The organism is Pseudomonas sp. GW821-FHT02B10 (genome assembly GCF_059421865.1).
In genome coordinates, this window is record NZ_JBWKVU010000005.1 from 187,895 (window position 1) to 213,528 (window position 25,634).

Below are 25,634 nucleotides of genomic sequence, written 5' to 3' on the forward strand. Positions count from 1 at the left end.
AAAAGCCGCGCGGCACATTCGCCGCCGTGCAACATAACTTCCCTAAATTGACTCGCAGGCCCAGCGTCTCACCTCAGACGTTGAGCAAGGGTACGCGCCGGACAGGGGCGTGCCCCTTCCAAGGGGTATCTGTCAGTCATGGAATGCTGGCATTGAGCAGACAAGGCCGAGGCCCAGGGGGCTTTCGGCATGCAGGCGCACACCAAAGGGACTGACTCCAGGTTTTTCCCACTGAGCACCAGCCATCATGCTATTCAACCGCCATAATAAAACCATCGACGCCTTGCACCACACCATCGTCCAGCAAGCCAGCCTGCTCGAGGCCATCGACCGTTCGATGGCAGTGATCGAGTTCGACCTGGAAGGAACGGTCCTGAGGGCCAACGACAACTTCCTCAAGACCATGGGCTATCGCGCGGAGCAGGTCATCGGCCACCCCCATCGGCAATTCTGCAATGCCGAATTCGCCCGCGGCAATCAATACCGCGAGCTCTGGACGCGCCTGAAAAACGGCCAGTTCCAATCGGGGACCTTCGAGCGCGTCAATGCCCAAGGCCAGCCGGTATGGCTGGAGGCCAGCTACAACCCGATCAGGGATGCCGACGGCAAGGTCTTCAAGGTGGTCAAGTACGCCCTCGACGTCACCGAAAAGGTCCAACAGGAAAGCGAGTCCAGAGGCAAGCTGCACGCCATCGACCGCGCCATGGCGGTGATCGAGTTCAACCTCGACGGCAGCGTCATCACGGCCAACCAGAACTTCCTCGATCGCCTCGGCTACAGCCTCGCCGAACTCAAGGGCAAGCATCACCGGATCTTCTGCAAGCCCGAGCTGGCCAACAGCAGCGCCTACCAGGACTTCTGGCAGCGTCTCAACCAGGGCGAGTTCTTCAGCGGGCAGTTCGAGCGTGTCGACAAACGCGGGCAATCGCTGTGGCTGGAGGCCAATTACAACCCGGTGTACGACGCCGCCGGGCGCCTGTGCAAGGTGGTGAAGTTTGCCTCCGACGTAACCGCGAGGGTGGAGAAACACGCCCAGGACGCCCAGAGCGCGACCCAGGCCTATCACATCTCGGTGGAAACCCGGCAAGTCGCCGAACAGGGCACCGCGGTGATCCAGCAGGCGGCCAGCGAGATGCGCCAGATCGCCGCCAATATCGAAGACTCCTCGACCCTGATCGCCAAGCTCGGCGAGCGCTCCGAGCAGATCACCGCCATCGTCAACACCATCCGCGCGATCGCCGAACAGACCAACCTACTGGCGCTCAACGCCGCGATCGAAGCCGCGCGTGCTGGCGAACAGGGCCGGGGGTTTGCCGTGGTCGCCGACGAAGTCCGGCAACTGGCCGCCCGTACCAGCGGCTCGACCGCGGAAATCTCGGGGATGATCGACATGATCCAGCAAGAAACCCAGCAGGCCATCATAAGCATGGACGGGACCCGGGACCGGGCGGCCAAGGGCGTGGACCTGGCGGATCAGGCCGGCACGGTGATCCTGCAGATTCGCGACGGTGCCAGCGAGGCGGTACAGGCGGTGAGCATGTTTGCCAACGAACGTGCCACGTTCTGAGCCGGCGCCTCTGACTCAACGATGTCGACGCCAGGGAAGGCGTCGGGCAACGGGCTATAGTGACCGGCAGTCCCATCGCCCCGAGCCCGCCATGAACCCGACTCCATCCGAAACCGCCTCAGCCGCCCCTATCGACCACCTGCGTTTCCACCGTCCCCATGCCCATCTGGCCCCGACCTTCGGCACCGACCGCTTTGCCCTGAAGGCCGAAGCCTTCGCCCGCTTTTTCGGCACCCCGACCTTTCTCGGCGCGCAAACCCTGATCGTACTGATCTGGATCGGGCTCAACCTGAGCGGTGTGACGCACTTCGACGTCTACCCCTTCATCCTTCTCAACCTGGCTTTCAGTCTGCAAGCGGCCTATGCCGCACCACTGATCCTGCTGGCCCAGACTCGCCAGGCCGCGCGCGACAAAGCCCAGACCGACGCCGATGCCCAGCACCGCGAAGCCATCGCTATCGCCAACAGCGAACGTCAGGCGCAAGCCGCGCAACACAGCGCGCAACTGCTCGAACTGCTGGAGCAGAACACCCGCCTGACCGAGATGACCAAACAGCTGAGCGAACGCATCGAGGGCCTGACCTCGGAAATGCACCGGCACGTCCTGCACAAGGACCCGCCCCAGGCATGACTCACTGCGGCGCGCGCAGACGCTGGCTCAATTCGTCGAACAGCGTCACCACCGCGCGCAACGCCCGGCAGTCGGCCCGGGTCAGCAACCAGAGCGCGGTGTCGCACCCCGGCAGCGGGTCGCTCAGGGGTTGCAGGGCGGTGGTGTCGTCGAGCAGGAAATCCGGCAACACCGCCACCCCCAGCCCGGCCTTCACCAGTTCGCTGACCGCCAGCATGCTGTTGCAGCGATAGCCCGGTACCACACCGGGCAACGCCTGCCGGCGCCAGGCGACCGTGGCGTGGTCCGGGAGAAAATCGTCCGGGGCGATCCAGGTCAGCCCGGCCAGATCCGTCGAGGCGACCGACTGCCTGTAGGCCGGGCTGGCACAGACCCGGTAAGACACCGCCCGCAACTGCCGGCCCACCAGGTGCTCGGGCGGCATGCGTGTCAGGCGCAGGGCCAGGTCGGCGTCGCGCCGGCTGAGGTTGGCGAAATCATTGGAGGTGCTGAGCTCCAGGGCCAGTGCCGGATAGCGCGGCATGAAGTGCGCCAGCGCTGGTAACAACAGGCCCAGCAGCACCGAGTCGGTACAAGTCAGGCGCACCGTGCCGCTGACCACCGCGCCGCCCTGCTCCACCCCGACCCGTGCCGCGTCCAGTGCCTGTTCCGCGCGTTCGGCCTGCTCGGCCAGTGTGCGGGCCAGGCCGGTGGGCAGGTAGCCGGCGCGGCTCTTGTCGAACAGCTGCTGACCCAGCGCGGCCTCGAGGCGGCGCACCGCACGGAACACCGTGGACACATCGACTTTCAACAACGCCGCCGCGCGGGCCAGGGAGCCGCCGCGCACCAGGGCGAGGATCAGCGACAGGTCGGGGTAGTCGAGCCGATAGTGCGTGACTGCATTGATCACTTGGATAAACGCCAATATTGAGTGCGTGAGCGCCAATCTATAGTGGCGTCCAGCAACCGACAAGCGTTGGCCCTACCAGGAGAAATCCATGCCGCACATCGCACATCCGCCGACCCTGCACATCGCCCTGGTGGGCGACTACGACCCTCAGGTCACCGCGCACCAGGCCATTCCCCTGGCCCTGGAAATGGCCGCCGAGGAAACCAGCCTCAAGGTGCACTATCGCTGGCTGGCCACCGACAGCCTCACCAGCGATGCGCCACTGCAAGCGGTCGACGGTATCTGGTGTGTGCCCGCCAGCCCCTACCGCTCGATGGACGGCGCCTTGCGGGCGATCCGCTTTGCCCGCGAGCAGCACCGCCCCTTCCTCGGCACCTGCGGCGGTTTTCAGCACGCGGTGCTGGAGTACGCGCGCAACGTGCTGGGCTGGGCCGATGCCGAACACGGCGAAACCCATCCCGAAGCAGCACGCGCCTTGCTCACGCCGCTGACCTGCTCCTTGGTGGAGGCCACCGACAGCATTCATCTGAGCGAAGGCAGCCGCATCGCCGAAGCCTATGGCGAGCGCCAGATCAGCGAGGGGTATCGCTGTCGCTACGGGGTCAATCCGCAGTTCGCGGTGCAACTGCTCAAGCACGACCTGCGCCCCAGCGGCTACGACTCGGCCGGCGACCTGCGGGCGGTGGAACTGCGCGACCAGCGGTTTTTTGTCGCCACCCTGTTCCAGCCGGAACGGGCAGCGCTCAAAGGCGTCGTGCCGCCCCTGGTCAGCGCCCTGCTCGCTGCTTGCCTGGAGCGGCGCGCATGATCGCCCATACCCCCGAGGCCCCCTATTACGCGGTGATCTTCAGCGCCCAGCGCCGCGAACCGGACCCGGCCTACGAGCAGACCGCCGAACGCATGGTCGAACTGGCGCGGCAGCAACCGGGGTTTCTCGGCATGGAGTTCGCGCGTAACGAGGAGGGCTTCGGCATCACAGTCTCCTATTGGCGGGACCAGGCCTCGATCCTCGCCTGGAAGCAGCAGGCCGAACACCGCATCGCCCGCGAACGCGGGCGCAGCGACTGGTACGCGGCCTGTCACACCCGGGTGTGCAAGGTCGAACGCGCCTACCTGTTCGAACGCTCGCGATAGCACCAGCCCGGCCACCGCGCATCCCGGTTATTGCGCCGCCGGCAGCAGATTGCGCACCGCCGAAATCTCCGGCAGGTCGGTGCGGCGCATGTACACGCGCAAGGGTTCGCTGATGTTGATGCGGTCGTCGATGTTCTGCTCCAGCAGCAGCTGGATCAGCTCGCGCTTGAGCACCATGACCTGGCCCTCGGCGCTGGCCCAGACGAATTCGCTGGCGGGGGTGATAGCGTCGTCGGCGACGTCCATGCCGAAGGAGTCTTCGCTGAAGCGCACGATGTGCTGGCCGCTCTTGCGGTTGAAACCGACAAACCCCTTGAGCTGGTCAGCGGCCTGGCAGATGAGTTCGGATGTGATGCGCATGGTAAACCTCACTGAGTGTCCCGAAGGACAGGTGATCGATGGTTTACACGCCAGGCAAGAGTGGAAATGTTTTCGCGCTTCCCTCTGACGGGGAAACTTCAGGGCGCAAGCGTACTGCAAAGCACCCCACAAAAGCGTCGGAAAATTTGCCGCAGGTGCAGATTTATGTCGGTTTCGCGATAGCACAACGGCCATTCAATTGTTAAAAGGTAGTCCTTTGAAAATCGCCCTCCACGAAAGGACCTCGACCATGCCTGCCACCTTCACCAAAAGCGCCCTGATGCTGAGCCTGATGCTTGGCCTGGGCCAGGCACAGGCCGCCAACCCAAGCCCCACCGCACTGGCTGTCAGCCAAGGCATTCCACACCCCGCGGTGATCGCTCACCGGGGCGCGTCCTTCGATGCACCGGAGTCCACCGCCGCCGCCTACAAACTGGCCCGCGACCTGGGCGCCGACTACCTGGAAATGGACCTGCAACGCAGCAAGGACGGCGTGCTGTTCGCCCTGCACGACAACAACCTGCAGCGCACCACCGACGTCGCCAGCAAGTTTCCCGAGCGCAAGGACAGCCCGGCCAACGCCTTCACCATGGCCGAGCTGAAAACCCTCGACGCCGGCAGCTGGTTCAACCAGGCCTATCCCGACCGTGCCCGTGCGAGCTACGTCGGCCTGAAGATCCTGACCCTCGACGAAATCATCGACATCGCCCAGAGCAACCCGCATCACAAACCCGGCCTGTACATCGAGACCAAGGAGCCCAAGCAGTTCCCCGGCATCGAGCACGACCTCAAGGAAAAACTCCAGGACCGCGGCTGGCTCAGCCCGGCCGGCTCCAAGCTGGCGAAAAGCGACCTGGCAGTAGGCCAGGGCAAAGGCAAGGTGGTGTTGCAGACCTTCGAGAAGAGCAGCCTGGAACTGCTGCAGAAAGAAATGCCGAAAGTGCCGAAGATCCTCCTGCTGTGGATCGGTGAAGGCGGCATGCAGCCCAAGTCCGACGTGACCTTCGCCAACAGCGGCGAGAAGGACAAGGCGGCCTACTACGCCAAGCAGGAGCCCAAGGACAAAGCCGAGTTCGAGCAGTGGGTCAGCTACGCCAAGGCCCAGGGCGCCATCGGCACCGGCCCGTCGGCGGCACTGGCCAAGGGTGGAGACCAGAGCTATTTCGACCTGGTGCAACCCTGGATGAACCAGTTCACCCACGACCAGGGCCTGCTGGTGCACGTCTACACCATCGACGAGCCGGTGGACTTCAAGAAGGTCCTGGACTCCGGTGTCGACGGCATCTTCACCAACCGCGCCGCGGAGCTGCTCAAGTACGTCAAGCGCCCGGCCAGCGGCAGCGTCAGCCAGTTGCTCGAGGCCAACGGCTACTGAGCCGGTCGCCGTGCGCACGCCCGAGTGGACAGGCCAGCTGTGGCTCGGGCGTGACTACGGACTGATCCAGGGCGAGCTGGGGCGTACCGCACCTCACGCCCACTACGCCCATCAACTGATCCTCGCCCCCACCGCACCGGTCACCGTCAGCCTCGACGGCCTGCCCTGCACCGCCCGACAGGTGTTTATCCCGGCCATGCAACGGCATGCCATCCTCGATGCGCCCGGGCCCCTGTTCACCCTCTACGCCGAACCGCTGACGATTGACGCCCAGGCCCTGCAAGACAGCCTGCTGAGTGTCGAGCTGACGCTGCCGGCACTGACCGAGGCGCTGCGGCGTTGCCCGCGCCGAATCTTGCAGGACCGGCGGATCGAAAAGGCCCTGGCCGCCCTCGACCGACAATTGGCCGGCAAGGTCTCGGCCAGCGCCCTGGCGGCCCATGCGCACCTGTCCCTGAGCCAGCTCGAGCGGCTGTTCAGCGGCCAGCTCGGGTTGCCGGTGCGGCGCCTGGTGCTGTGGCGGCGCCTGCGCCTGGCGATGGGCCTGGTGCTGGCGGGCCAGGCCATCACCGAGGCGGCTCATGGCGCCGGGTTCGCCGATTCCGCGCATTTCTCCCGCACCCTGAAAACCCTGTTCGGCGTCACCGCGCGCCAGGCCCTGCAACATATCGAGTTGCGCCTGCTGGACTGACTCAACGGCGCAACGGCAAGGGCACCGGCGGCTCCTCCTGCACGGCTTGCCTGCTGAAGGGTGCCAGCAACTGTCGCCAATACGCCTGCGGATAATCCGGCTGGCTGCCGATGCCCAGGTCGCCCTGGCGGATCGGGTAGGCCGAGGAATAAAACGCCGTGCCCAGCAACCAGTCCCAGACATTCAGGAACAGGCCGAAATTCACATTGCCGGCGGTGCCGTACTTCATGTGGTGAAAGCGATGCATCGGCGCCCAGGCAAACACCCAGCCCAGGGGACCGGGGCGCATGTCGACATTGGAGTGCTGCAACAGCAGCTGGATGGCAATGGCAAACGCCAGCAGTTGCGCCACCGGCAAGGGGATTCCCAAGAACAGCAGCGGCAATAGTCCGGCGCTGGCTTCCAGCAACTGATGCAGCGGGTGCTTCATCAAGCCGTTGAAGCCATACAAGCGCTGCACGCTGTGATGCACCGCATGCAGGCGCCACAGCCAGGGCAGCCGATGGCTGAAGTAATGTGCCAGGGTCAGGCCGCAGTCGGCGATGACCATCGCCAGCGCCAACTGCGCCCACAGCGGCCAGCCGCGCGGCCACAGGCCATCGAACGCCAGCAGGCTCACCAGCCCCGGCAACAGCAGCAACCCCAGGGCGTTCAGGCTTTCATTGACCAGCGCGTGCAACACGTCGCGCAAGCGATCCTGTTGCGGGCGGTTCCAGTCCACCTCATAGGGCAACCACCACTCCGCCAGAAAGGACACCCCGAGCGCCCCGGCGAACACCAGTAGCAACCAGCCCGGGGCCAGCCCCGGCGTGCCCATCACCCACACGCCAGCGCCGATGAAGCCGGCGAAAAACGCGGGACCGTACAAGCCTTTGATCATTGCTTTCATCACTGCCTCTCCTGTTCGAGAGCACAGCTTGAAAGACCCGAGGGCCACTGCAATTGAACAAACGGCGCAAAGCTTGCGCTGAATTAAGGGTGAATTAAGTTGTACCGGCTAACCTGAACCCACTTAAACGAATCACCCCAAGGAAAGACCCTATGAAAACGTTGACTGCCCTGTTCGCCGCTACCGCCCTGACCCTGACCGCCGGCCTGGCCCAGGCCGACGTGCGCCCGGACCTGATCCCGGGCCTGCTCAAGGCTGGCACCATCATGGACCTGGAAAAACTCAACCAGGCAGCACTGGCCGAACACCCTGGCACCACCGCCGCCAACATCACCGACACCGAGCTTGAGCAAACAGCGGCCGGCGCCTACGTCTACCAGGTGGAACTGCGTGACGCCAAGGGCGTCGAGTGGGACGTCGACCTGGATGCCAAGACCGGCAAGGTCCTGAGCAACAAGCAAGACAAGTAATTCTTCAGGACAAAAAAGCCGCGCGGCCGAAAGGCCACGCGGCTTTTTCATGCGCTGGCGCATCAGGCACTCAGGCGTGCCGTCACCTCGTTCAACTGCCCCGACAGCTCGTGCAGGTTCTGGCTGGCGCGCTCGGTGCGCTGCACATTATCCAGGTTGGTGCTGGCGATCGTGGTGATCTCGGTCAGGTTGCGCGAGATGTCCTCGGCCACCGAGGTCTGCTCTTCCGCCGCCGTGGCGATCTGCCGGTTCATGTCGCGGATCGCCTCGACCGCCTCGGTGATCCGCTCCAGCATGGCGCCGGCCTGGGTCACCTGCTCGACGCTGGCATCGCTGCGCGCCTGGCCACTCTCGATCGCATGGGCGGCGTCCAGCGCGCCGGTCTGCACGCTCTGGATAATCTGGTTGATCTCGATGATCGACGCCGCGGTGCGCTGCGCCAGGCTGCGTACCTCGTCGGCGACCACGGCGAAACCACGCCCGGCCTCGCCGGCCCGCGCCGCCTCGATGGCCGCGTTGAGCGCCAGCAGGTTGGTCTGCTCGGCGATGCCGCGGATCACTTCCAGGACCTTGCCGATGCGCCCGCTGTCGGCTTCCAGACGGCGGATCACCTCGGCGGTGTTGGCGATTTCGCCACGCATTAGGGTGATGGTGTGGATGGTGCCCTGCATCACCTGCTCGCCCTGCTGGGCCGATTGGTCGGCGTCATCGGCGGCGCGCGCCGCATCCACCGCATGGCGCGCCACTTCCTGGGCGGTGGCGGACATTTCGTTCATCGCCGTGGCGACCTGATCGGTGCGATTGAACTGATCGTTGGTGCCCTGGGACATCAGGGTGGCAATCGCATTCAGCTCGCCGCTGGAGCTGTCCAGGTCGGTGGCGCTGCGCTGCAGGCGGCTGAAGGTTTCAGCGAGGAAATCGCGCAAGGTGTTGGCGGCCACCGCCAGCTTGCCCAGCTCGTCCTGACGACTGCTGGCCACGCGCTCGGCAATCCGCCCACGGCTGAGTTGCGCCACGTAGTCGATCAACTGGCGGATCGGCTCCACCAGGCTGCGGTTGACCAGCCACAGGCTCAGCAGGCCAATCAGCAACCCCGAGGCCAGCATCACCAGCAGGCCGATCCACACCGTGCGCTGGGCGGCGGCGCTGATGTCGCGCGACCGCTCGCTGCCCTGCTTGCGCAGCTCACTCACCAGTTCGCTCATCTGCTCGCTGGTGGCGCGGTCCACGCCCTTGACCGCTGCATCGCCGGCGGCCGGATCGGCACCGGCGGCGACAAAGGCATCGCGGCCTTTCTGGTACGCCGTGCCCAGCACCCGGTGCTCTTCACGCAAGCGCTCGATACGGCCCTTGAGCGCCGCATCGATGCCGGGCTCGGCCGCCAGCTGGCCAAGAATGCCCTGCACATCGCGCTGGCGATCCTCGAACTGCTGCCAGTATTTGCTCAGGTCGGCGCTCTGCTTGCCACGCAGCAACACGTTTTTCCATTCCTGCACCTGGACCTTGAATTGCAGGTTGGCTTCATCGATCAACTGCGAGGTGCGCAACGGCCCCTCGATCAGTTCGCGATAACTTTGCACGCCGTTGGACAGGAAGTGAAAACACGCCAGCGCGATCAACAGCACCGCCAGCAGGCTGCCACTCAACAAAGCCAGAACTTGCGCTCTCAGGGATTTTTGCAAGGACATCGAATGAGATCTCTCAACAGGGATAGAGCACGCCCGAGGCGGGCATGGGTAGCGTGCGAACATCCCTGTCAGGCAAACCGGGGCAAGCCGATCGCGCAGTCGTCGTAGGCGTGATCGGCCTGAAACAGGCTTTCTTGAGCGCCTCCGACAGCCGGTTATAACCGCCGAATATTGCACTTCGAACCATCACAAAATGGTCATGAAGCCTTGCGATGATCGGGCTCAAGTGAACCTGTAAAACCGCCTACAGGTGCCTTCCCTCCTGCGAGCCTCCATGAACCACAGCCTCGACCATGCCCATCGCGATTCGGATCTGTTCGGCCTGCTCTACGGCTTTGCGTTCCGCCCCGGCGAGCGGGGTCGCGAACTGGATTCGGCCAAGGCCCTGCAAGCCCTGCAACAGCCGGACGATGGCGAGGCGTTTCTCTGGCTGCACCTGAACCTGGCCCATGCCGCCTGCGAACGCTGGATGCAGACTCACCTGGCCCTGCCCGAGGAATTCTTCGAGGCCTTGCACGAAGGCTCGCGCTCGACCCGTATCGAGCATGTGGACTCGGCCCTGCTGGCGGTGGTCAACGACGTGGTGTTCAACTTCGGCAGCATGGTTTCCTCGGACATCTCCACCCTGTGGGTCTGCGTGCGCAGCCGGCTGATCGTCAGCGCGCGCCTGCAACCCTTGCATTCGGTGGACAAGCTGCGCTCCTCGGTCAAGGCCGGCGAACGTTTCCGCTCGCCCCTGGAACTGCTGGTGCACCTGCTGCGCGACCAGGGCGAAGTGCTGACCCAGATCGTGCGCAAGACCAGCCTCAACGTCGACCAGATCGAAGACCAGTTGCTGGCCGCGCGGATCTCCACCAACCGTGCCGAGCTGGGGGCCATGCGCCGGGTGCTGGTGCGCCTGCAACGCCTGCTGGCGCTGGAGCCGGGCTCGCTGCTGCGGCTGCTCAACCGTCCGCCGCAGTGGCTGCAGAAGGAGGACGTCAAGGAGCTGCGCAAGTCCACCGAGGAGTTCGCCCTGATCATCAACGACCTCACCGCCCTCGGCGAACGGATCAAGCTGCTGCAGGAAGAAATCGCCGCCAATATCAACGAACAGACCAACCGCACCCTGTTCACCCTGACCGTGGTCACGGTGCTGGCGCTGCCGATCAACATCATCGCCGGCTTCTTCGGCATGAACGTCGGCGGCATCCCCTTCTCCGAGGACCCGGAGGGCTTCTGGATCCTCGTCGCGCTGGTCGCCACCTTCACCGTCATCGCCGGCCGCTGGGCGTTTCGCAAGCGCCAGGATATGTAGGCCGCCGCCCGCTCGCTCCTACAGAAAATGGGGCTGCTTCTTGACCAATGGTTAAAGGATTCACCCAAACACTGACCTGAGGCAGCCTCTCTGTAATATTTGGCAACGATCATGGGCGACACTCCTCCCTGCCACAGGATTGTCCGGCAATGGCCACCCCTTCCCTGACCGCCACCTCCCCTTCCCCCGCCCTCGAAGCCAGACCGCAGCTGGAGAAAAAAGCCAGCCCCTTCACCCTGGTGGTGTTCTTCGCGGTCCTCGCCATGGGCCTGTTGTTCACCGCCTACAGCCTGATGCACGACGTGCACGAGCTGGGCACCACGGTCACCACCTGGACCCCGTTCCTGCTGCTCGGCGTGGCGCTGCTGATCGCCCTGGGCTTCGAGTTCGTCAATGGCTTCCACGACACCGCCAACGCCGTGGCCACGGTGATCTATACCCACTCGCTGCCGCCGCATTTCGCGGTGGTCTGGTCGGGTTTCTTCAATTTCCTCGGCGTGCTGCTGTCCAGCGGCGCGGTGGCCTTCGGCATCATCGCCCTGCTGCCGGTGGAGCTGATCCTGCAGGTCGGTTCGTCGGCCGGCTTCGCCATGATCTTCGCCCTGCTGATCGCCGCCATCCTATGGAACCTCGGCACCTGGTGGCTGGGCCTGCCAGCCTCGTCGTCCCACACCCTGATCGGCTCGATCATCGGCGTCGGCGTGGCCAACGCCCTGATGCACGGCCGCGACGGCACCAGCGGCGTGGACTGGAGCCAGGCCACCAAGGTCGGCTACGCCCTGCTGTTCTCGCCGCTGATCGGCCTCGCCTTCGCCGCCCTGCTGCTCCTGGCCCTGCGCCTGTTCGTGAAGAACCGCGCGCTGTACAAGGCGCCCAAGGGCAATACCCCGCCGCCGTGGTGGATTCGCGGCATGCTGATCGTCACCTGCACCGGCGTGTCCTTCGCCCATGGTTCCAACGACGGCCAGAAAGGCATGGGCCTGATCATGCTGATCCTGGTCGGCACCCTGCCCATGGCCTACGCGCTGAACCGCACCATGCCGGCCGACCAGGCCCTGCAATTCGCCGCGGTGGCCGAGGTCACCCAGCAAGCCCTGGTGAAAAACGCCCCGCAACCGGCCCCGGCCGACCCGCGCGCGGTGCTTTCCGACTACGTGCGCAGCAAGGAAGCCACGCCGCAGCTGGTCCCGGCCCTGGCCGCCCTGACCGGTCATATCGGTGACGAAGTGAAGGGCTACGGCTCGTTGGCCAAGGTGCCGGCCGAAGCCATGGGCAACGTGCGCAACGACATGTACCTGAGCAGCGAAACCATCCGCCTGATGGACAAGTACCAGGTCGGCGATTTCGACGCCGACACCCAGGGCAAGCTGCAACTGTTCAAGCAGCAGATCGACAACGCCACGCGCTTCATTCCGCTGTGGGTGAAGATCGCCGTGGCCATCGCCCTCGGCCTGGGCACCATGGTCGGCTGGAAACGCATCGTGGTCACCGTCGGCGAGAAGATCGGCAAGACCCACCTGACCTACGCCCAGGGCGCCTCGGCGGAAACCGTGGCGATGCTGACCATCGGCGCCGCCGATCTGTTCGGCCTGCCGGTGTCCACCACCCACGTGCTGTCCTCGGGCGTGGCCGGGACCATGGTCGCCAACGGCGGCGGCCTGCAGATGCAGACCATCCGCAACCTGCTGATGGCCTGGGTACTGACCCTGCCGGCGGCGATCCTGCTGTCCGGCAGCCTGTACTGGCTGTTCACCCAATTGTTCTGAACACCGGCCCTGTAGCCGCTGCCGCAGGCTGCGATGGGCCGCGCAGCGGCCCCAAAACCTGACTCCGCGATCTTCCTGATATTGTGTGTTGTCCGGTTTGCCAGTCCTGCGGACTGGATCGCAGCCTGCGGCAGCGGCTACACGGACTGTGGCAGTCTGGGGTGAATACGGCTGGACAGCCCCACTTGCAAGACAAACGCCAACCCCCCGGTCAGCGGTGCGGAAAAACTCGCCAGCCCACCGCCGGCCCACATCAGCAACAGCCCCAGGGCGGTCCCGCCGAACCAGGCGCTCAGCCCCACACCGTTGAACGCTGCGACACGCTCGATGGCCGCCACCTCGGTGCGCCCGAACAGGATCTGCGCCAGCGCCACGCCAACCCAGGCGACGACGAAGATACCCTGGTAGGCCAGCGCCTTGAGCAGATAGGCGAACACGTCCGCCAGCATCAGGACGTAGACGATCCCCCCTACCGCCAGCGCCCACATCAGGTATGAACCGCGCACGCCGAAGCGGCCGAAGAACGCCTGCATGTTCAGGGTCGCCAGGTAGTAATTGGCAGTGTTGATCCGGGTTTGCGTGGCCCAGACGAACAGCAGCCCCCACAGCCCCATGAGTTGCAGGATCGCCATCACCACCGAGACTTCGTTGAGCGCGCCTTCGTGGGGAATGCTGCTGACCAGGTAGATGCCCGCCGCGCCGTTGAGCAGGAAAGTCACCGCGTAGAACGGCATGCCGAAGTTCCAGCGCCCGTGGTAGCCGGCGTCTTCAGGCTTGCCGAAGCGCGCGTAGTCGAAGGTGAACAGCATCAGGATCCACACCCCCATGTACGCCACGAAACAGTCCCACCAGGCAAAGGCGCCGGGGCTGGCCGGGCCGAAATCCAGCCACTGCGGTTGGTAGCCATAACGCGCGATTGACAGCCCCACCGCCACCAGCAGCCCGCCCAGGTACACCGGCAGCAGCACGCCGTTGAGCTTGTCCAGCCAGTGCTGCACGCTGCCCAGAATCAGCGGCACGCTGTACAGCACCACCAGCAGGGCCGCCAGCGGATACACCAACTGCGGGTACAGATGATTGAGCGCCACCGCGATCACCGAGCCTTCGAACACTGCGTAGTAGATCGCCGTGGAGAAGAAAATCAGCGTCGCCAGGCAGGCCCCGCTGCTGCCGAACAGCAGCCGGGAAAACAGCGCCACCGACAACCCGCTGCGCATGGCAAAACGGCTGAGCACGCTGTTGACCAGGCCATAGCAAAGCACCGACAGCAGCATGCCGATCAGCGCATTGCGGGAGCCGTGGGCCAACGCCAGGGACGCACCGACCACGATGTAGAACATGGCGCTGCACACGGCCCACCAGGCCATGGTCAGCGACAGCTTGCCCATGCGCGCATCCGCGGCGACAGGGAGATTGGCCGGGTCCTGCCCGGTTTGATTCGCTTGCGATAAAGCAGCCATATGCGTGAACTCCAGGACCAGTCAAAGGTTGAAGCGCGGGCAGCCGCCACCGCACCGAAGCGCAGTGGCACCAACCTTTTGGCATTTACCCGCGCCAGGCGGCGGGCAGAATCAGGAAGGGAACAGCTTGCTCAGACAGGCGAGCTTTTTCTTGTAGGAGCGCCGGGCCTCCAGCGCTTCTTCCAGGGTCACCGCGACGAAACGGGCCTTCTGGTTGGGTTGCATCTGGCCGATCAGGTCGAGGTCGGAGCTGATCACCGTGCCGATCATGGCGTAGCCGCCACCGGACACCGCATCGCGGTGCAGCACTATGGGTTCGAGCCCGGCGGGGACCTGGATCGAACCTATGGGGTAACAGCTGTCGACGATATTCGACGGATCGGAACCGGCGCCGAACGGCTGCTCTCGTGGCTGGAAGCCCAGGGCGCTGCCGCCCTTGAAGCGATAGCCGATGCGGTCGGCTTCCGAACCCACGGTCCAGGGCTCGGCAAAGAAGCTGGCCTTGGCCGCGTCGGTCAGGCGCTCGTAGTACAGACCAGGCACCACCCGCAGGCTGATCTCGCCACCCAGCGCCTGGCGCAGGGCCATGGGCAGGCTGGCGCCCGGCCGGCTCTTGGCGCTGTCGACACCCACCGGCAACTCGTCCCCCGCCACCAGCCGCCGCCCCTGGAAACCACCGAGGCCGCCCAGGGCATAGGTCGAGCGACTGCCCAGCACCAGCGGCACATCGATGCCACCGGCGACCGCCAGGTAGGCCCGGGCGCCGGCCTTGGGAAAATCGAAGCGCAACACTTGCCCGGCCTTGACCGCAAAGGCAGTGTCCAGGTGCATGTCCACGCCATCGACCTTGGGTGTCATGTGGGCGCCACAGACCGCCACCAGCGCATCGCGGGTGAATGCCAGTTCCGGGCCGAGCAATGTGCACTCCAGCCCCGCCGCGCCAGCCGGGTTGCCCACCAACTGGTTGGCCGCGCTCAGGGCGTACTGGTCCAGGGCTCCGGATGGTGGAATGCCCAGGTGGTAATAACCTTCGCGGCCCAGGTCCTGCACCGAGGTGGCCAGGCCGGGTTTGATGACCTTGATCATGCCAGCACCTCCTGCAACGACTTGGGATAACCGACCGGGTCGGCGAGGAACGCATCCAGGGAGAACTCCACCGGACGGATGCGCAGGTCGAACCGCCCGGCCTCGACCTCGGCCACCGCCCGGTCATAGGCCTCGCGGTCCATGGGCTTGAACTGCACGATGTCGCCCGGGCGGAAGAACACCATGTGTTCCTTGAGGTACGCCAGGTTCTGCTGCGGGTCGTAGATCGGCGCCGGGGTGACGCCAAACATCTGGTAGCCGCCGGCGCCGCGCACCGAGTAGATGCAGCCGAAACAGCCACCGTGGCCGAGGGTCAGCTTTGGCGTGTCGGTGCGCGGCCGCAGGTACTTGGGCACCTGCAACTGGCGCTCGCGCTCGACCATCTGGAACATGAACGGCAGGCCGGCGACGAAACCCACCATCGACACGAACCAGGGCGCGCCACTGTGGGCGGCGATAAACGCCTCGACGTCCGCCAAGCCATTGATCCGCGCCGCGTACTCCAGGTCGGTGGCGCTCGGGTCCTGGTGCCGGTCGCGAAAACGCATCAGGGTTTCATGGGTCCAGGGGTCGTTGTACAGCACCGGGATCTCGATGATCCGGGTGTGCAGGGTGCGCTCGGCCACCGCCTCGGCCTCGGCCCCTTGCACGGCTTCGAGCAGCGCACGGGGGGCAATGCGGTCGAGGTCGAAACGGATCTGGAACGAGGCGTTGGCCAGGCACACATCGAGTACGCCATCGAGTTCCAGGCGCTCCACGGCGCGGGTCACCGCCATGCCCTTGAAGAAGGCTTCCAGGGACATGCTGTCGCTGACCTCGGCGAACAGGTGCTCGTCGGCACCGAAGCTGTAGCGGATCGAGGTGTTCATGCGGCACCTCCCATACGGCGCGCGGCCAGCCAGGTCTCCAGGGTGCCGGTATGGAAGTCGGCATGGTGCAGCCAGGGCTCGGCGAGCAATTCCCGGTGCAGGTCCAGGGTGCTGGCCATGCCGCTCAATGTGCAGTGTTCCAGGGCGATCCGCGCCCGGGCCAAGGCCTCGCCACGGTCGCGACCATGGACAATCAGCTTGGCCAGCAGCGAGTCATAGTACGGCGGCACACGGTATCCCGGGTACAGATGGCTGTCGACCCGTACACCCGCCTCTTGCGGCCAGATCAACTCTTGCACCACACCGGGGCTGGGGAAGAAGTCCCGGGCCGGGTCTTCGGCGTTGATGCGCATCTGCAAGGCCGCGCCATTGAGTCGGATATCGCTTTGCCGCAACCCCAGCGGTTCGCCGCCGGCAATGCGCAACTGGGCCTGGACCAGGTCGATGCCGGTCACCAGTTCGCTGACCGGATGCTCGACCTGGATCCGCGTGTTCATCTCGATGAAAAAGAACTCGCCGCTGGTCTCGTCATACAGGTATTCCAGGGTACCCGCGCCCCTGTAGCCGAGGGCTTCGCTGAGGCGCACGGCGCTGGCGCACAGGGTTTCCCGCTGCAGGTTGTTGAGGACCGGCGATGGCGCTTCCTCGAAGATTTTCTGCCGCCGCCGTTGCAGCGAACACTCACGCTCGAACAGGTGCACCGCGTGCTTGCCATCGCCCAGCACCTGCACTTCGATATGCCGGGCCTTGCCGATAAAACGCTCCAGGTACAGCGCGCCATTACCGAAGGCGGTCTGCGCCTCGCGCTGGGCACGGGGGAATTCTTCCGCCAGTTGGCTGGCGTTTTCCGCCAGGCGAATACCCCGTCCGCCGCCACCGGCCGAGGCCTTGATCAGCAGCGGAAAACCCACGGCCTCGGCGGCTTGCAGGGTCATGTCGAGTTCGAACAGTTCCCCGGGCGAACCCGGCACCACCGGCACCCCGGCGGCCTGGGCAGTGCGCCGGGCTTCAGCCTTGTCGCCCATGCGGCGAATGGTGTCCGGGCTGGGCCCGACGAAGATCGCCCCCGTCGCTTCCACAGCTGCGGCGAACTCGGCGTTCTCCGAGAGAAACCCGTAGCCGGGGTGCACCGCATTGGCGCCGCTGGCCTGCAAGGCGCCCAGCAACGCCTGCACGTTCAGGTAGCTCTGGTCGGCGCGGGCGGGGCCCAGCACCTGCACCTCATCGGCCAGGCGCGCGGCCATGGAGTCGACGTCCGCTTCGCTGCACGCGGCCACGGTGGGGATACCCAGGGCCTTGGCCGCGCGAATGATGCGCACGGCGATTTCGCCACGGTTGGCCACCAGCAGTTTGCTGATGGCTTGAGTACTGATGGTTCGAGTCATGGGCCTGCCCTCACTGGTCATCGAGCGTGGCAACGACCTGACCCGGTTCCACCGGATCGCCGTCCTCTACCGCGAAGGCCTTGAGGCGACCGGCCGTCCCGGCGGTCAGTTCGGAAAACTGCTTCATGACTTCGATCAGGCCGATCACGGTGGCGGCGTCGACGCGCTCGCCAACCTCGACGAAGGGCGCCGACTCGGGCGTGGCCTTGCGATAGAAGGTGCCCGGCAAGGGGGTGATAACGGAATGTTCGGCCATGTCTGTTCCTCTTGGAATAGTTGTAGAAAGGCAGGCAAAAAATCTTCGGCGAACCCCGGCGTCTTCGCGCCTGGTGTTGTGTCTGGGGGGTTGCGGATCGGCTCAGCGCGGCGCACGCACCTCGATTCCGGCCTGGTCCAGGGCGGCGCGGGTGGCCTCCACCAGACACAGGGCGCCAGGGGTGTCGCTGTGCAGGCAGATGGAGTCGAACTCGATCTCCAGGTCCTCACCCTCCACGGTGCGCACCAGGCCTTGCTGGCAAGCGCGCACCACACGGGCGGCGACCGTGGTCGGATCGAGGGCGCGAACATTGCGGGTGAAGACGATGGAGCCGCTGAGGTCGTACTCGCGGTCGGCGTAGAACTCGCGGATCACTGGCTGGCCCAGCTCCCTGGCCACCCGCCAGATCACCGAACCGGGCATGCAATACAGCAGCAGCCCGGGCTCCAGGACTTGCAGGTGTTCAACCAACAAGCGGGCGGCTTCTTCATTCCGCGCCAGGTGCATGTAGAGCGCGCCATGGGGCTTGATGTGTTGCAGCGCCGCGCCCTGGACCCGCGCCAGTTCGCGCAGGGCGCCGAGCTGATAGAACATGTCGTCCACCAGTTCCTGGGCCGGGGCATTGATGTGCCGGCGGCCGAACCCCACCAGGTCGCGGAACCCCGGATGGGCACCGATGGCCACGCCCAGGCGCTTGGCCTGCTCGACGGTACGCCGCATGGTACCGGGGTCGCCGGCATGAAAGCCGGTGGCGATGTTGGCTGAGCTGATGAAGCCCATCAGCTCGTTATCGACGCCATCGCCGATGGTCCAGGGGCCAAAGCTCTCGCCCATGTCCGAATTGAAATCCACTGCCTGCATCACTGTTGCTCCAACTTCTCGTGACTTCGTGCAGTGGAAATTACGGCCGCCCTTGACCCCTTGGGAAGATCTATTATCAGATACGGCATCTTCTGAAAAACAGATATCTATTCCCCTGTAGAAGCCTTGAGGAGTTCGTGATGTCCCTCACCTTGCGCCAGGTCCGCTACTTCGTCGCCACCGCCGAGATCGGACAGATTTCCCAGGCGGCGATCCACCTGAACATCTCCCAGTCGGCGGTGACCACGGCGATCAAGGAACTGGAAGCCATGCTCGGCGTGCAGCTGTTCTTGCGTTCGGCCCAGGGCATGAACCTGACCGACGCCGGACGGCACTTTCTCAACCGCGCCTATGTGATCCTGCGCAGCGTCGATGACGCGCTGAACAGCCCGCTGCCGGACTACCGCGCCAGCGGCGTGCTACACCTGGCGGCCAGCTACACGGTGATCGGCTACTTCCTGCCGCACCACCTGCAACGCCTGGAACACTGGCATCCGGACGTGACCATCGAGGTCCACGAACAGGAACGCCAGGCCATCGAACAGGGCCTGCTGGAAGGTCGCTTCGACATGGCCGTGGTGCTGACCGCCAACCTCACCCACCCGGACATCGTCTCCGAAACCCTGTTCAACTCCGAACGCCGCCTGTGGCTGCCCAGCCATCACCCGCTGTGCGAGCGCGCCACCGTCAGCCTCGCCGACGTGGCGCAGGAACCCTACATCTTGCTGACCGTCGACGAAGCCGAACAGAGCGCCATGCGCTATTGGGAAAACGCCCGGCAGAAACCCCGGGTGCGGGTGCGCACCAGTTCGGTGGAGGCGGTGCGCAGCATGGTGGCCAACGGTAGCGGCGTGGCGATCCTTTCGGACCTGGTGCACCGCCCCTGGTCGCTGGAAGGTAAACGCATCGAAACCCTGACCGTGAGCGACCCGGTGACGCCCATGAGCGTCGGCCTGGCCTGGCATCGCGAACGGGTGTTCACCCCGGCGATGCAGGCGTTTCGCGACTACTTCCACGACGCGTTCCTCGCGCCGCAGCAGCTGTCGGCACGGCGTTAAGTCTCGCCAGAGCGCCAGGAGCGAGCTGGCTCGCGATGAGGTACGCGGTGCATCCGATCGACCGCGTTACGTGCATCGCGAACCCGCTCGCTCCTACAGGGTGTCAGGAACAGCGCGTGGCGGGGTTTTGCGCCCAGCGTTTGGCGGTGCCGGCAATGCGCTTGGCCAGCTCGTCGATGGCCCGCTGATGGGCCTGGACCAGGCTCGACAGCTCGACGCTGGCCGGTTGGCTGATGCGGCTGCTGCAGGTCAGGCTGCGGCGCTCGACGCCATCACCGCGCAGGCGCAGGTTCCACACCACGTCGATCAACGCATAACGTCCCGGCACCGATTCGAAGCGGCGCACATCGGTCTGCAACGACAGGATCGGCTGACCCGCGGACTTGGGCAGGCCTTCCAGGTTGCGCGTACCCAATTGCTGCTCCATCTGGCTGGCCAGGGCGTCGTGGAACTCGTCCACCAGCGGCGCGCTCCAGCGCGCGGTTTCCAGGATCGCCAGGGTGCCGCCGTCCTGGCGCACCACGACTTGCGGCTGGTCGACCTGCATCGGAATGCGCACCCCGGCCATCTCGAACTGCAGGCCCGACGCCGTGCCACCAGCCGCCAGCTCGGGCGCCGGCGGCATCAGGGTGTAGTAATGGGTCGGCGCCGAGCTGCAGGCCGCCAGGCCCAGGGACGCGATCAGCAACACTAGAGTTTTTTTCATGGCTGGACTTCCGATTCAGGCTCACGAGAAGACGAGGTCGAGGATTTGTAGGCGTCCGGCTGATTGTCCTTGAGCCGCCCACGGATCAGTGCTTCGGGATGACGACTGAGGAAGTCGGTGAGCACCCGCACCGAACGGGCGGTGCGCTGCACTTCGTCCATCGCCTGGCCCAGTTGCAGACGCTGCGGCGAGTCCTCGGCGAAGCTGTCGTTGGCCGTGGTCAGGGTTTTCTTGGTCTGCTCCAGGGTGTCGCGCATTTCTGGCAATACCTTGCCGTTAACGTTCTGCAAGGTCTTCTGCATCTCGGTCAGGCTGCCGTTGAGGTTATTGGCGATGGTATCGATCGGCAATTTGCTGATCTTCTCCACCACCCGCTGCAACTGCTCTTGCAGCTTGTCGAGGCCGCCCGGCACGGTAGGAATTTCCAGCGGCCGCGCGGTCGCATCGAAAGCCACCGGCTTGGCGTTGGGGATGAAGTCCAGGGAGATAAGCAACTGGCCAGTCAGCAGGTTGCCGCTGCGCGCCTGGGCCCGCAGGCCGTGCTGGACAAAGGTACTGATCAGGTAGCCCGCGCGACTTTCGTCGGCGCCGCTGAGCTTCTCCAGTTGCTGATGGACCTTGCCCAGGCGTGCCGGGTAGATCACCACGCCGACCACGGTGGAGAAGGTCTTTTTCTGCTCGTCGTAATCCAGGTCCATCGACACCACCCGGCCGATGTTCACCCCCAGGAACTCCACCGGCGCATTGAGCGCCAGCCCGCGCAGGGTCTGGTCGAAACGCATGCGCATGTAGTACGGGTCGCCATCGGGCGGCGCCAGCGCGGTGTCCTGGTCGGCGAACAGCTGGTAGCTGGCGTTTTCCTCGGCCGGCTTGGCGTTGGGGCTGTACTTGGGTTCGACGAAGGCGATGCCGCCGGCGAGGATCGACGACATGGATTCGGTGTTGACCTTCAGGCCGTTGGCGCCCAGGGTCACGTCCACGCCGCTGGCGTTCCAGAAACGCGAGTCGGTGGTGACGAACTGGTCGTTGGGGGCATTGACGAAGATCCGCACGTCCACGCCCTTGCCGTTTTCCGACAGTTTGTAGGAAATCACCTGGCCCACCTCGATGCGCCGGTAATAGACCGGTGAACCGACGTCCAGCGAGCCCAGGTCATCGGTGCGCAGGGTGAAGCGCTTGCCCTTTTGCCCGTAAGTCACCGGGGGCGGCGTTTCCAGGCCGACGAAGCTCTTCTTGCGTTTTTCTTCCTGGCCGGCGTCGGCGCCGATAAAGGCCCCCGACAGCAGGGTGTCGACCCCGGACACACCGCCCGCGCCAATGCGCGGGCGCACCACCCAGAACATCGAGTCGGCGGCGGTGAAGGACTCCGCCGACTGGTCCAGCTCGACCTTGGCGATCACCTTGCTGCGGTTCTTGCTCAAAGCGATGGAGGTGACCTTGCCGATTACCACGTTCTTGTATTTGACCTGAGTCTTGTTGGCTTCCAGGCCTTCGGCGGTCTGGAAGCTGATGGAGATCTCGGGCCCGGCCGACAGCGATTTGTGCACCAGCATCGACAGGCCGACCAGGGCCGCGACTATGGGCACGATCCACACCAGCGAGATATTGAACCGGCGCGTCCTGACCGCGGGGGTACCCGGCCTCGCTGGCGCGCTTGAAGCGTTGGAACCTGGATGATCAGACATCTTCAACCTCTACATCCCAGATAAGCCGGGGATCGAAACTCATGGCCGCGAACATCGTCAGGACCACGACCAAACCAAAAAACAGGATGCCCATGCGCGGCTCGATCGAGCTCAGGGCGTGGAATTGCACCAGCGCCGCCACCAGGGCGACCACCAGCACGTCGAGCATCGACCAGTAGCCGATCACCTCGATAAAGCGGTACAGCTTGGCGCGCTCGCGCATCGCCCAATGGCTGCGGCGCTGGCAGGTGATCAGCAGCATCCCCAGGACCAGGAACTTGCTGCACGGCACCACCACGCTGGCGATGAAGATCAACAGGGCAATGTCCCAGGAGCCGTGCTGCCAGAACTCCAGCACGCCGCTGAGAATGGTGTTTTCGCTGCCGCTGCCGAAGATCTGGGTATACATCACCGGCAGCACGTTGGCCGGGATGTAGAGAATCAGGCTGGCCACGAGAAAGGCCCAGGTACGGCTCAGGCTGTTGGGTTTGCGCGCATGCACCACAGCCTCGCAGCGCGGGCAGTAGTGAACGTCCTGGGGGCAGGTCTGGCCGCAGGTGTGGCACAGCATCAGGCCCAGGTCGCGGGCATAGGGAGGCTGGTTCATCAGTAGCGGCCCTCCAGGTCGTCCCAGAGGCGGCGGATGCCCTTGCCGGAAATCAGGATGATCAGCACCGTCAGCATCGCCAGCGACCACAGCCCCAGGCCCGGGTGCACGTCGAGCATGCCGGCCAGCTTGACGATGGCCACCAGGATGCCCAGCAGGCACACCTCCAGCATGCTCCACGGCCGCAGGTGTTCCAGGGCCCGCATGCAGGCCTTGAAGCCCGGCGCCGCGCGCCCGATGTTGGCAAAGCCCAGCACCCAGCACAGCAGGGCAATCTGCAGGCCGGGGGCAAGGATGATGGCCAGGCCGGTGACGGCGGCGATCAGGCTGATGCGGCCCTGGGCCAGGGCCTCGACCGACTGCCAGAGGGTGGCTTCGTTGCTCAGGCCTTCGAGGCTGATGCCGATCACCGGAAAGGCGTTGGCGAACACGAACAGCAGCGCCGCAGTGATCGACAGGGCAAGCAGCTGCTGCACGTTCAGGTGCCGGGCGCGCTCCAGCACCGCCCCGCAGCGCGAGCACTGGGAGGTCTGGCCTTTTGCAAGCGGCACGGATTCGTACAGCGAATCGCAATGCTCGCAGATGATCCAGTTGGGAGAGAGTGTCATGGTCTTCGAGTCAGGTGGGACAGCGGAGGGCGCTGATCCATGGCGCGTATTCTCTGCAAAAGTAGAGGATGGTGTCTAGTTTTACCTGAGGACTGCAAACGCCCTGGTGCGCCATAATGTATGCCCCTTGCTGCCTCTCAGACCATGAACGATTCAAAAATGCTCCCGGCCAAAAACCCGCGCTCGCCGAAACAGACTCGTGGCCATGAACGGGTCACGGCGATTCTCGACGCCTGCGCCCACCTGCTGGTCAGCCAGGGAGTGGCCAGCCTGACCATGCATGGCCTCGCGCGCGAAGCCGGCACCTCCATCGGTTCGCTGTACCACTTCTTCAGCGACAAGCAGAGCGTGCTCGACGCCCTGGGCCAGCGCCATATCGACGCCTTCGAACAGATCACCGCCAACCTCCTGGCCATCGACCCGGCCACCTGGGTCGAGTCGAGCAGCCAGGAGGTGATCGACCGGATGATCATGCCGATCATGGAATACCTCGAGACCCATCCCGACCTGCTGCAGATGATCAGCCCCACCTTCACGCCCTGCCAGCTCCAGGCCCCGACCATCCAGGCGCGAATCCAGGAAACCTACGACCGCATGCTCGCCCTGCGCCTGCCCACCGCCAGCGCCGCGGAGCGCGACGCCTACGTGACGGCCATGCGCGGATTGCCCATCGGCCTGTTCCAGGTTGCTCTGGAGAATAGTCAGCTCAAGAGCATTCTGCTGTTGCAGGAAGTCCCCCGGGCGATGAAGGCCTACCTCGAAGCCATCGAGCGGCACCACGCCGCCCGCTGACCCCTGCGGTTTTCAACTGGCGCGATCGAGCGGGCGACGCAGCATCAAGCGCTCCCGCACCAGGTCGTAACCCCAGTGATAGACATAGGTGTACGGCAGGAAGAACAGCAGCACGCCGATGTCGAGAATCAACGCTTGCATCAGGCTGACCTGCAGCCACCAGGCGATCAGCGGCACGCTTACCGCCACCAGGCCACCTTCGAACAGCAGCGCATGGGCGACCCGGGTCCAGCCGCTGGGTGCCAGGGCCAGGCGCTTGAGCAGGCGGTCGAACAGACCATTGAAGACCACGTTCCAGGCCAGGGCGATCAGGCCGATGGCGATAGTCGCCACGCCCATGTCGACAAAGGGTTTGTCCATGATCCAGGCCAGCAGCGGCGTACACAGCGCGAACGCCAGCAGCTCGAAGCCCACGGCCTGGAAAACCCGTTCGGTCAAGGATTTGGTGTTGCTCATGATCCGGCTCCCGCCAGTGAATGTGGTTGCCATGATCACCTTATGTTCCGATACTTCATAATCATTAACCATCGATCAAGGCGATAGTTCATGGCCTCACACGAAGTACTGCTGGCCTTTGTCCAGGCGGCCACCCAAGGCTCGTTTTCCGCGGCCGCGCGCAAGCTCGGCAAGAGCCAGTCGACCATCAGCGCGGCGGTGGCGAGCCTGGAGATCGACCTCGACCTGCAGCTGTTCGACCGCAGCAGCCGCAAGCCCGCCCTCACCCCGCAAGGCTACGTCATGCTGCAGCGGGCCGAAGACATCCTGGCCGCCACCAGCCGCCTGGAAATGGCCGCCAGCCAGCTGGCCCAGGGCGTGGAAGCCAAGCTCACGGTGGCCCTGTCCGACACCTATCAGTCGGATCGTTTCGAAACCTCGCTGAGCGCCTTCGAACAACGCTACCCGGACCTGGAGCTGGAATGCCTGATCGCCGAATGCGACGACCTGATCGAGCTGGTCCAGCGCGGTCGGGCGCAGATCGCCTTTGCCGAGATGCAGCCCGAATACCCGGCGGACCTCGACCATTCGACGGTGGACGAGCGCACCGAAATCACCCTGTTCGTGTCGCGCAACCACCCCTTGGCGGCGCTAAAAAATATCGATCAGGCACGCCTGCAACAGCACCGCGAGCTGCGCCTGGCGACCATCGTCAACCCCTACGACAGCCGGGCCCGGGGCCGGGTGTGGTCGGCGCCGAGCTACCTGATGCTGCTGGAAATGGCCCAGGGCGGCTTTGGCTGGGCGCCCCTGCCGCGCTGGCTGGTGGAACGTTTCGGCGCCGACAGCCTGGTGGAACTCGATGCCCGTGGCTGGCCGCGCAACGTGGCGGTCGATGCCCTGTGGTCGCGCCTGCATCCGCCAGGCCCGGCGGGCAGCTGGTTGCTGGGGCGGATGCTGGAATAAGCGTTTTTTTGCAGAGGCTCGCCCCGCTGGCGGCCGCTCCGCGCCCGATCGCAGCCTGCGGCAGCGGCTACAGGGCTCGGCTGATCTGGAGAACAGCGCATCG

General features: G+C 64.9%; 27 protein-coding genes. 12 read left to right on the forward strand and 15 right to left on the reverse strand.

Annotation, left to right across the window (positions count from 1 at the left end):
• Window positions 1–247 precede the first annotated feature (247 nt).
• Both AC07VU_RS13550 and AC07VU_RS13555 read left to right on the forward strand, forming a co-directional pair.
• Window positions 248–1,567 carry a methyl-accepting chemotaxis protein gene (locus AC07VU_RS13550; protein ID WP_274304399.1) on the forward strand — a complete coding sequence of 440 codons (1,320 nt, stop codon included), beginning with the start codon at window positions 248–250 and terminating at the stop codon, window positions 1,565–1,567.
• A 91-nt stretch (window positions 1,568–1,658) separates the two neighbouring features.
• Window positions 1,659–2,198: a DUF1003 domain-containing protein gene (locus AC07VU_RS13555; RefSeq protein ID WP_274304400.1), complete on the forward strand. Its 540-nt coding sequence runs from the start codon at window positions 1,659–1,661 to the stop codon at window positions 2,196–2,198.
• Between the two features lies 1 nt (window position 2,199).
• Here the strand turns inward: AC07VU_RS13555 and AC07VU_RS13560 are convergent, their stop codons facing one another.
• Window positions 2,200–3,087, reverse strand: a complete 888-nt coding sequence (locus tag AC07VU_RS13560) for a LysR family transcriptional regulator (protein WP_495030017.1) — start codon at window positions 3,085–3,087, stop codon at window positions 2,200–2,202.
• 88 nt (window positions 3,088–3,175) lie between these two features.
• Between AC07VU_RS13560 and AC07VU_RS13565 the strand changes: the two genes are divergently transcribed.
• Both AC07VU_RS13565 and AC07VU_RS13570 read left to right on the forward strand, forming a co-directional pair.
• Window positions 3,176–3,895: a CTP synthase C-terminal region-related (seleno)protein gene (locus tag AC07VU_RS13565; protein ID WP_495030018.1), complete on the forward strand. Its 720-nt coding sequence runs from the start codon at window positions 3,176–3,178 to the stop codon at window positions 3,893–3,895.
• Window positions 3,892–4,221 (forward strand): antibiotic biosynthesis monooxygenase family protein, encoded by a 330-nt coding sequence (locus tag AC07VU_RS13570; RefSeq protein WP_495030019.1) that lies wholly within the window; start codon window positions 3,892–3,894, stop codon window positions 4,219–4,221. Before AC07VU_RS13565 ends, AC07VU_RS13570 begins: the two co-directional genes overlap by 4 nt.
• 27 nt (window positions 4,222–4,248) lie before the next feature.
• Here the strand turns inward: AC07VU_RS13570 and AC07VU_RS13575 are convergent, their stop codons facing one another.
• Window positions 4,249–4,581, reverse strand: coding sequence for a DUF2025 family protein (locus AC07VU_RS13575; RefSeq protein ID WP_007925175.1), 333 nt, complete (start codon window positions 4,579–4,581; stop codon window positions 4,249–4,251).
• Between the two features lie 250 nt (window positions 4,582–4,831).
• On the opposite strand from AC07VU_RS13575, the gene AC07VU_RS13580 reads away from it, so the two are divergent.
• Together AC07VU_RS13580 and AC07VU_RS13585 are read left to right on the forward strand one after the other, a co-directional pair.
• A complete protein-coding gene (locus tag AC07VU_RS13580; protein WP_495030020.1) occupies window positions 4,832–5,956 on the forward strand; it encodes a glycerophosphodiester phosphodiesterase in 1,125 nt (374 codons plus the stop codon).
• A gap of 10 nt (window positions 5,957–5,966) precedes the next feature.
• Window positions 5,967–6,647, forward strand: a complete 681-nt coding sequence (locus tag AC07VU_RS13585; protein ID WP_495030021.1) for a helix-turn-helix domain-containing protein — start codon at window positions 5,967–5,969, stop codon at window positions 6,645–6,647.
• Window position 6,648: 1 nt separating this feature from the next.
• On the opposite strand, the gene AC07VU_RS13590 is transcribed toward AC07VU_RS13585, so the two are convergent.
• A complete protein-coding gene (locus AC07VU_RS13590) occupies window positions 6,649–7,536 on the reverse strand; it encodes a sterol desaturase family protein (RefSeq protein WP_274304405.1) in 888 nt (295 codons plus the stop codon).
• 152 nt (window positions 7,537–7,688) lie between these two features.
• Here AC07VU_RS13590 and AC07VU_RS13595 point away from each other — a divergent pair, with 152 nt between their 5' ends.
• The gene (locus tag AC07VU_RS13595) at window positions 7,689–8,006 is read left to right on the forward strand and encodes a PepSY domain-containing protein (RefSeq protein ID WP_007925169.1); all 318 of its coding nucleotides are present in this window, start codon (window positions 7,689–7,691) and stop codon (window positions 8,004–8,006) included.
• A 62-nt stretch (window positions 8,007–8,068) separates the two neighbouring features.
• Here the strand turns inward: AC07VU_RS13595 and AC07VU_RS13600 are convergent, their stop codons facing one another.
• On the reverse strand, window positions 8,069–9,694 hold the full coding sequence (locus AC07VU_RS13600) for a methyl-accepting chemotaxis protein (RefSeq protein WP_495030022.1): 1,626 nt from the start codon (window positions 9,692–9,694) through the stop codon (window positions 8,069–8,071).
• Between the two features lie 274 nt (window positions 9,695–9,968).
• Between AC07VU_RS13600 and AC07VU_RS13605 the strand changes: the two genes are divergently transcribed.
• Window positions 9,969–10,991: a transporter gene (locus AC07VU_RS13605; protein WP_102680540.1), complete on the forward strand. Its 1,023-nt coding sequence runs from the start codon at window positions 9,969–9,971 to the stop codon at window positions 10,989–10,991.
• 149 nt (window positions 10,992–11,140) lie between these two features.
• Window positions 11,141–12,757, forward strand: a complete 1,617-nt coding sequence (locus AC07VU_RS13610; RefSeq protein WP_495030023.1) for an inorganic phosphate transporter — start codon at window positions 11,141–11,143, stop codon at window positions 12,755–12,757.
• A 137-nt stretch (window positions 12,758–12,894) separates the two neighbouring features.
• Here the strand turns inward: AC07VU_RS13610 and AC07VU_RS13615 are convergent, their stop codons facing one another.
• The 6 genes from AC07VU_RS13615 to AC07VU_RS13640 form a co-directional block, all read right to left on the reverse strand.
• Window positions 12,895–14,217, reverse strand: coding sequence for a purine-cytosine permease family protein (locus AC07VU_RS13615; protein ID WP_495030024.1), 1,323 nt, complete (start codon window positions 14,215–14,217; stop codon window positions 12,895–12,897).
• 111 nt (window positions 14,218–14,328) lie between these two features.
• The gene (locus tag AC07VU_RS13620) at window positions 14,329–15,303 is read right to left on the reverse strand and encodes a 5-oxoprolinase subunit C family protein (protein ID WP_495030025.1); all 975 of its coding nucleotides are present in this window, start codon (window positions 15,301–15,303) and stop codon (window positions 14,329–14,331) included.
• The gene (locus AC07VU_RS13625; RefSeq protein WP_495030026.1) at window positions 15,300–16,172 is read right to left on the reverse strand and encodes a 5-oxoprolinase subunit B family protein; all 873 of its coding nucleotides are present in this window, start codon (window positions 16,170–16,172) and stop codon (window positions 15,300–15,302) included. Before AC07VU_RS13625 ends, AC07VU_RS13620 begins: the two co-directional genes overlap by 4 nt.
• On the reverse strand, window positions 16,169–17,557 hold the full coding sequence (locus AC07VU_RS13630; protein ID WP_277589446.1) for an acetyl-CoA carboxylase biotin carboxylase subunit: 1,389 nt from the start codon (window positions 17,555–17,557) through the stop codon (window positions 16,169–16,171). Before AC07VU_RS13630 ends, AC07VU_RS13625 begins: the two co-directional genes overlap by 4 nt.
• A gap of 10 nt (window positions 17,558–17,567) precedes the next feature.
• Complete coding sequence (locus AC07VU_RS13635) at window positions 17,568–17,813, reverse strand: acetyl-CoA carboxylase (RefSeq protein ID WP_053262321.1); 246 nt, start codon at window positions 17,811–17,813, stop codon at window positions 17,568–17,570.
• Window positions 17,814–17,915: 102 nt separating this feature from the next.
• Window positions 17,916–18,674: a 5-oxoprolinase subunit PxpA gene (locus AC07VU_RS13640; RefSeq protein WP_495030027.1), complete on the reverse strand. Its 759-nt coding sequence runs from the start codon at window positions 18,672–18,674 to the stop codon at window positions 17,916–17,918.
• Window positions 18,675–18,814: 140 nt separating this feature from the next.
• Here AC07VU_RS13640 and AC07VU_RS13645 point away from each other — a divergent pair, with 140 nt between their 5' ends.
• Window positions 18,815–19,732, forward strand: a complete 918-nt coding sequence (locus tag AC07VU_RS13645; RefSeq protein ID WP_053262323.1) for a LysR family transcriptional regulator — start codon at window positions 18,815–18,817, stop codon at window positions 19,730–19,732.
• Window positions 19,733–19,835: 103 nt separating this feature from the next.
• Here the strand turns inward: AC07VU_RS13645 and AC07VU_RS13650 are convergent, their stop codons facing one another.
• From AC07VU_RS13650 to AC07VU_RS13665, 4 genes are read right to left on the reverse strand one after another with little or no spacing between them, the layout of a single operon-like run.
• Complete coding sequence (locus AC07VU_RS13650) at window positions 19,836–20,438, reverse strand: PqiC family protein (RefSeq protein ID WP_274304412.1); 603 nt, start codon at window positions 20,436–20,438, stop codon at window positions 19,836–19,838.
• Window positions 20,435–22,123, reverse strand: coding sequence for a PqiB family protein (locus tag AC07VU_RS13655; RefSeq protein ID WP_274304413.1), 1,689 nt, complete (start codon window positions 22,121–22,123; stop codon window positions 20,435–20,437). The genes AC07VU_RS13650 and AC07VU_RS13655 overlap by 4 nt, the downstream gene beginning before the upstream one ends.
• Window positions 22,116–22,730, reverse strand: coding sequence for a paraquat-inducible protein A (locus AC07VU_RS13660; RefSeq protein ID WP_053262326.1), 615 nt, complete (start codon window positions 22,728–22,730; stop codon window positions 22,116–22,118). Before AC07VU_RS13660 ends, AC07VU_RS13655 begins: the two co-directional genes overlap by 8 nt.
• Window positions 22,730–23,338, reverse strand: a complete 609-nt coding sequence (locus AC07VU_RS13665) for a paraquat-inducible protein A (RefSeq protein ID WP_007925154.1) — start codon at window positions 23,336–23,338, stop codon at window positions 22,730–22,732. Before AC07VU_RS13665 ends, AC07VU_RS13660 begins: the two co-directional genes overlap by 1 nt.
• Before the next feature lie 144 nt (window positions 23,339–23,482).
• On the opposite strand from AC07VU_RS13665, the gene AC07VU_RS13670 reads away from it, so the two are divergent.
• Window positions 23,483–24,130, forward strand: coding sequence for a TetR/AcrR family transcriptional regulator (locus AC07VU_RS13670; protein ID WP_009045192.1), 648 nt, complete (start codon window positions 23,483–23,485; stop codon window positions 24,128–24,130).
• Window positions 24,131–24,142: 12 nt separating this feature from the next.
• Here the strand turns inward: AC07VU_RS13670 and AC07VU_RS13675 are convergent, their stop codons facing one another.
• Window positions 24,143–24,586: a multidrug/biocide efflux PACE transporter gene (locus tag AC07VU_RS13675; protein WP_007925152.1), complete on the reverse strand. Its 444-nt coding sequence runs from the start codon at window positions 24,584–24,586 to the stop codon at window positions 24,143–24,145.
• A gap of 90 nt (window positions 24,587–24,676) precedes the next feature.
• Here AC07VU_RS13675 and AC07VU_RS13680 point away from each other — a divergent pair, with 90 nt between their 5' ends.
• Window positions 24,677–25,531, forward strand: a complete 855-nt coding sequence (locus tag AC07VU_RS13680) for a LysR family transcriptional regulator (RefSeq protein WP_495030028.1) — start codon at window positions 24,677–24,679, stop codon at window positions 25,529–25,531.
• Window positions 25,532–25,634 lie beyond the last annotated feature (103 nt).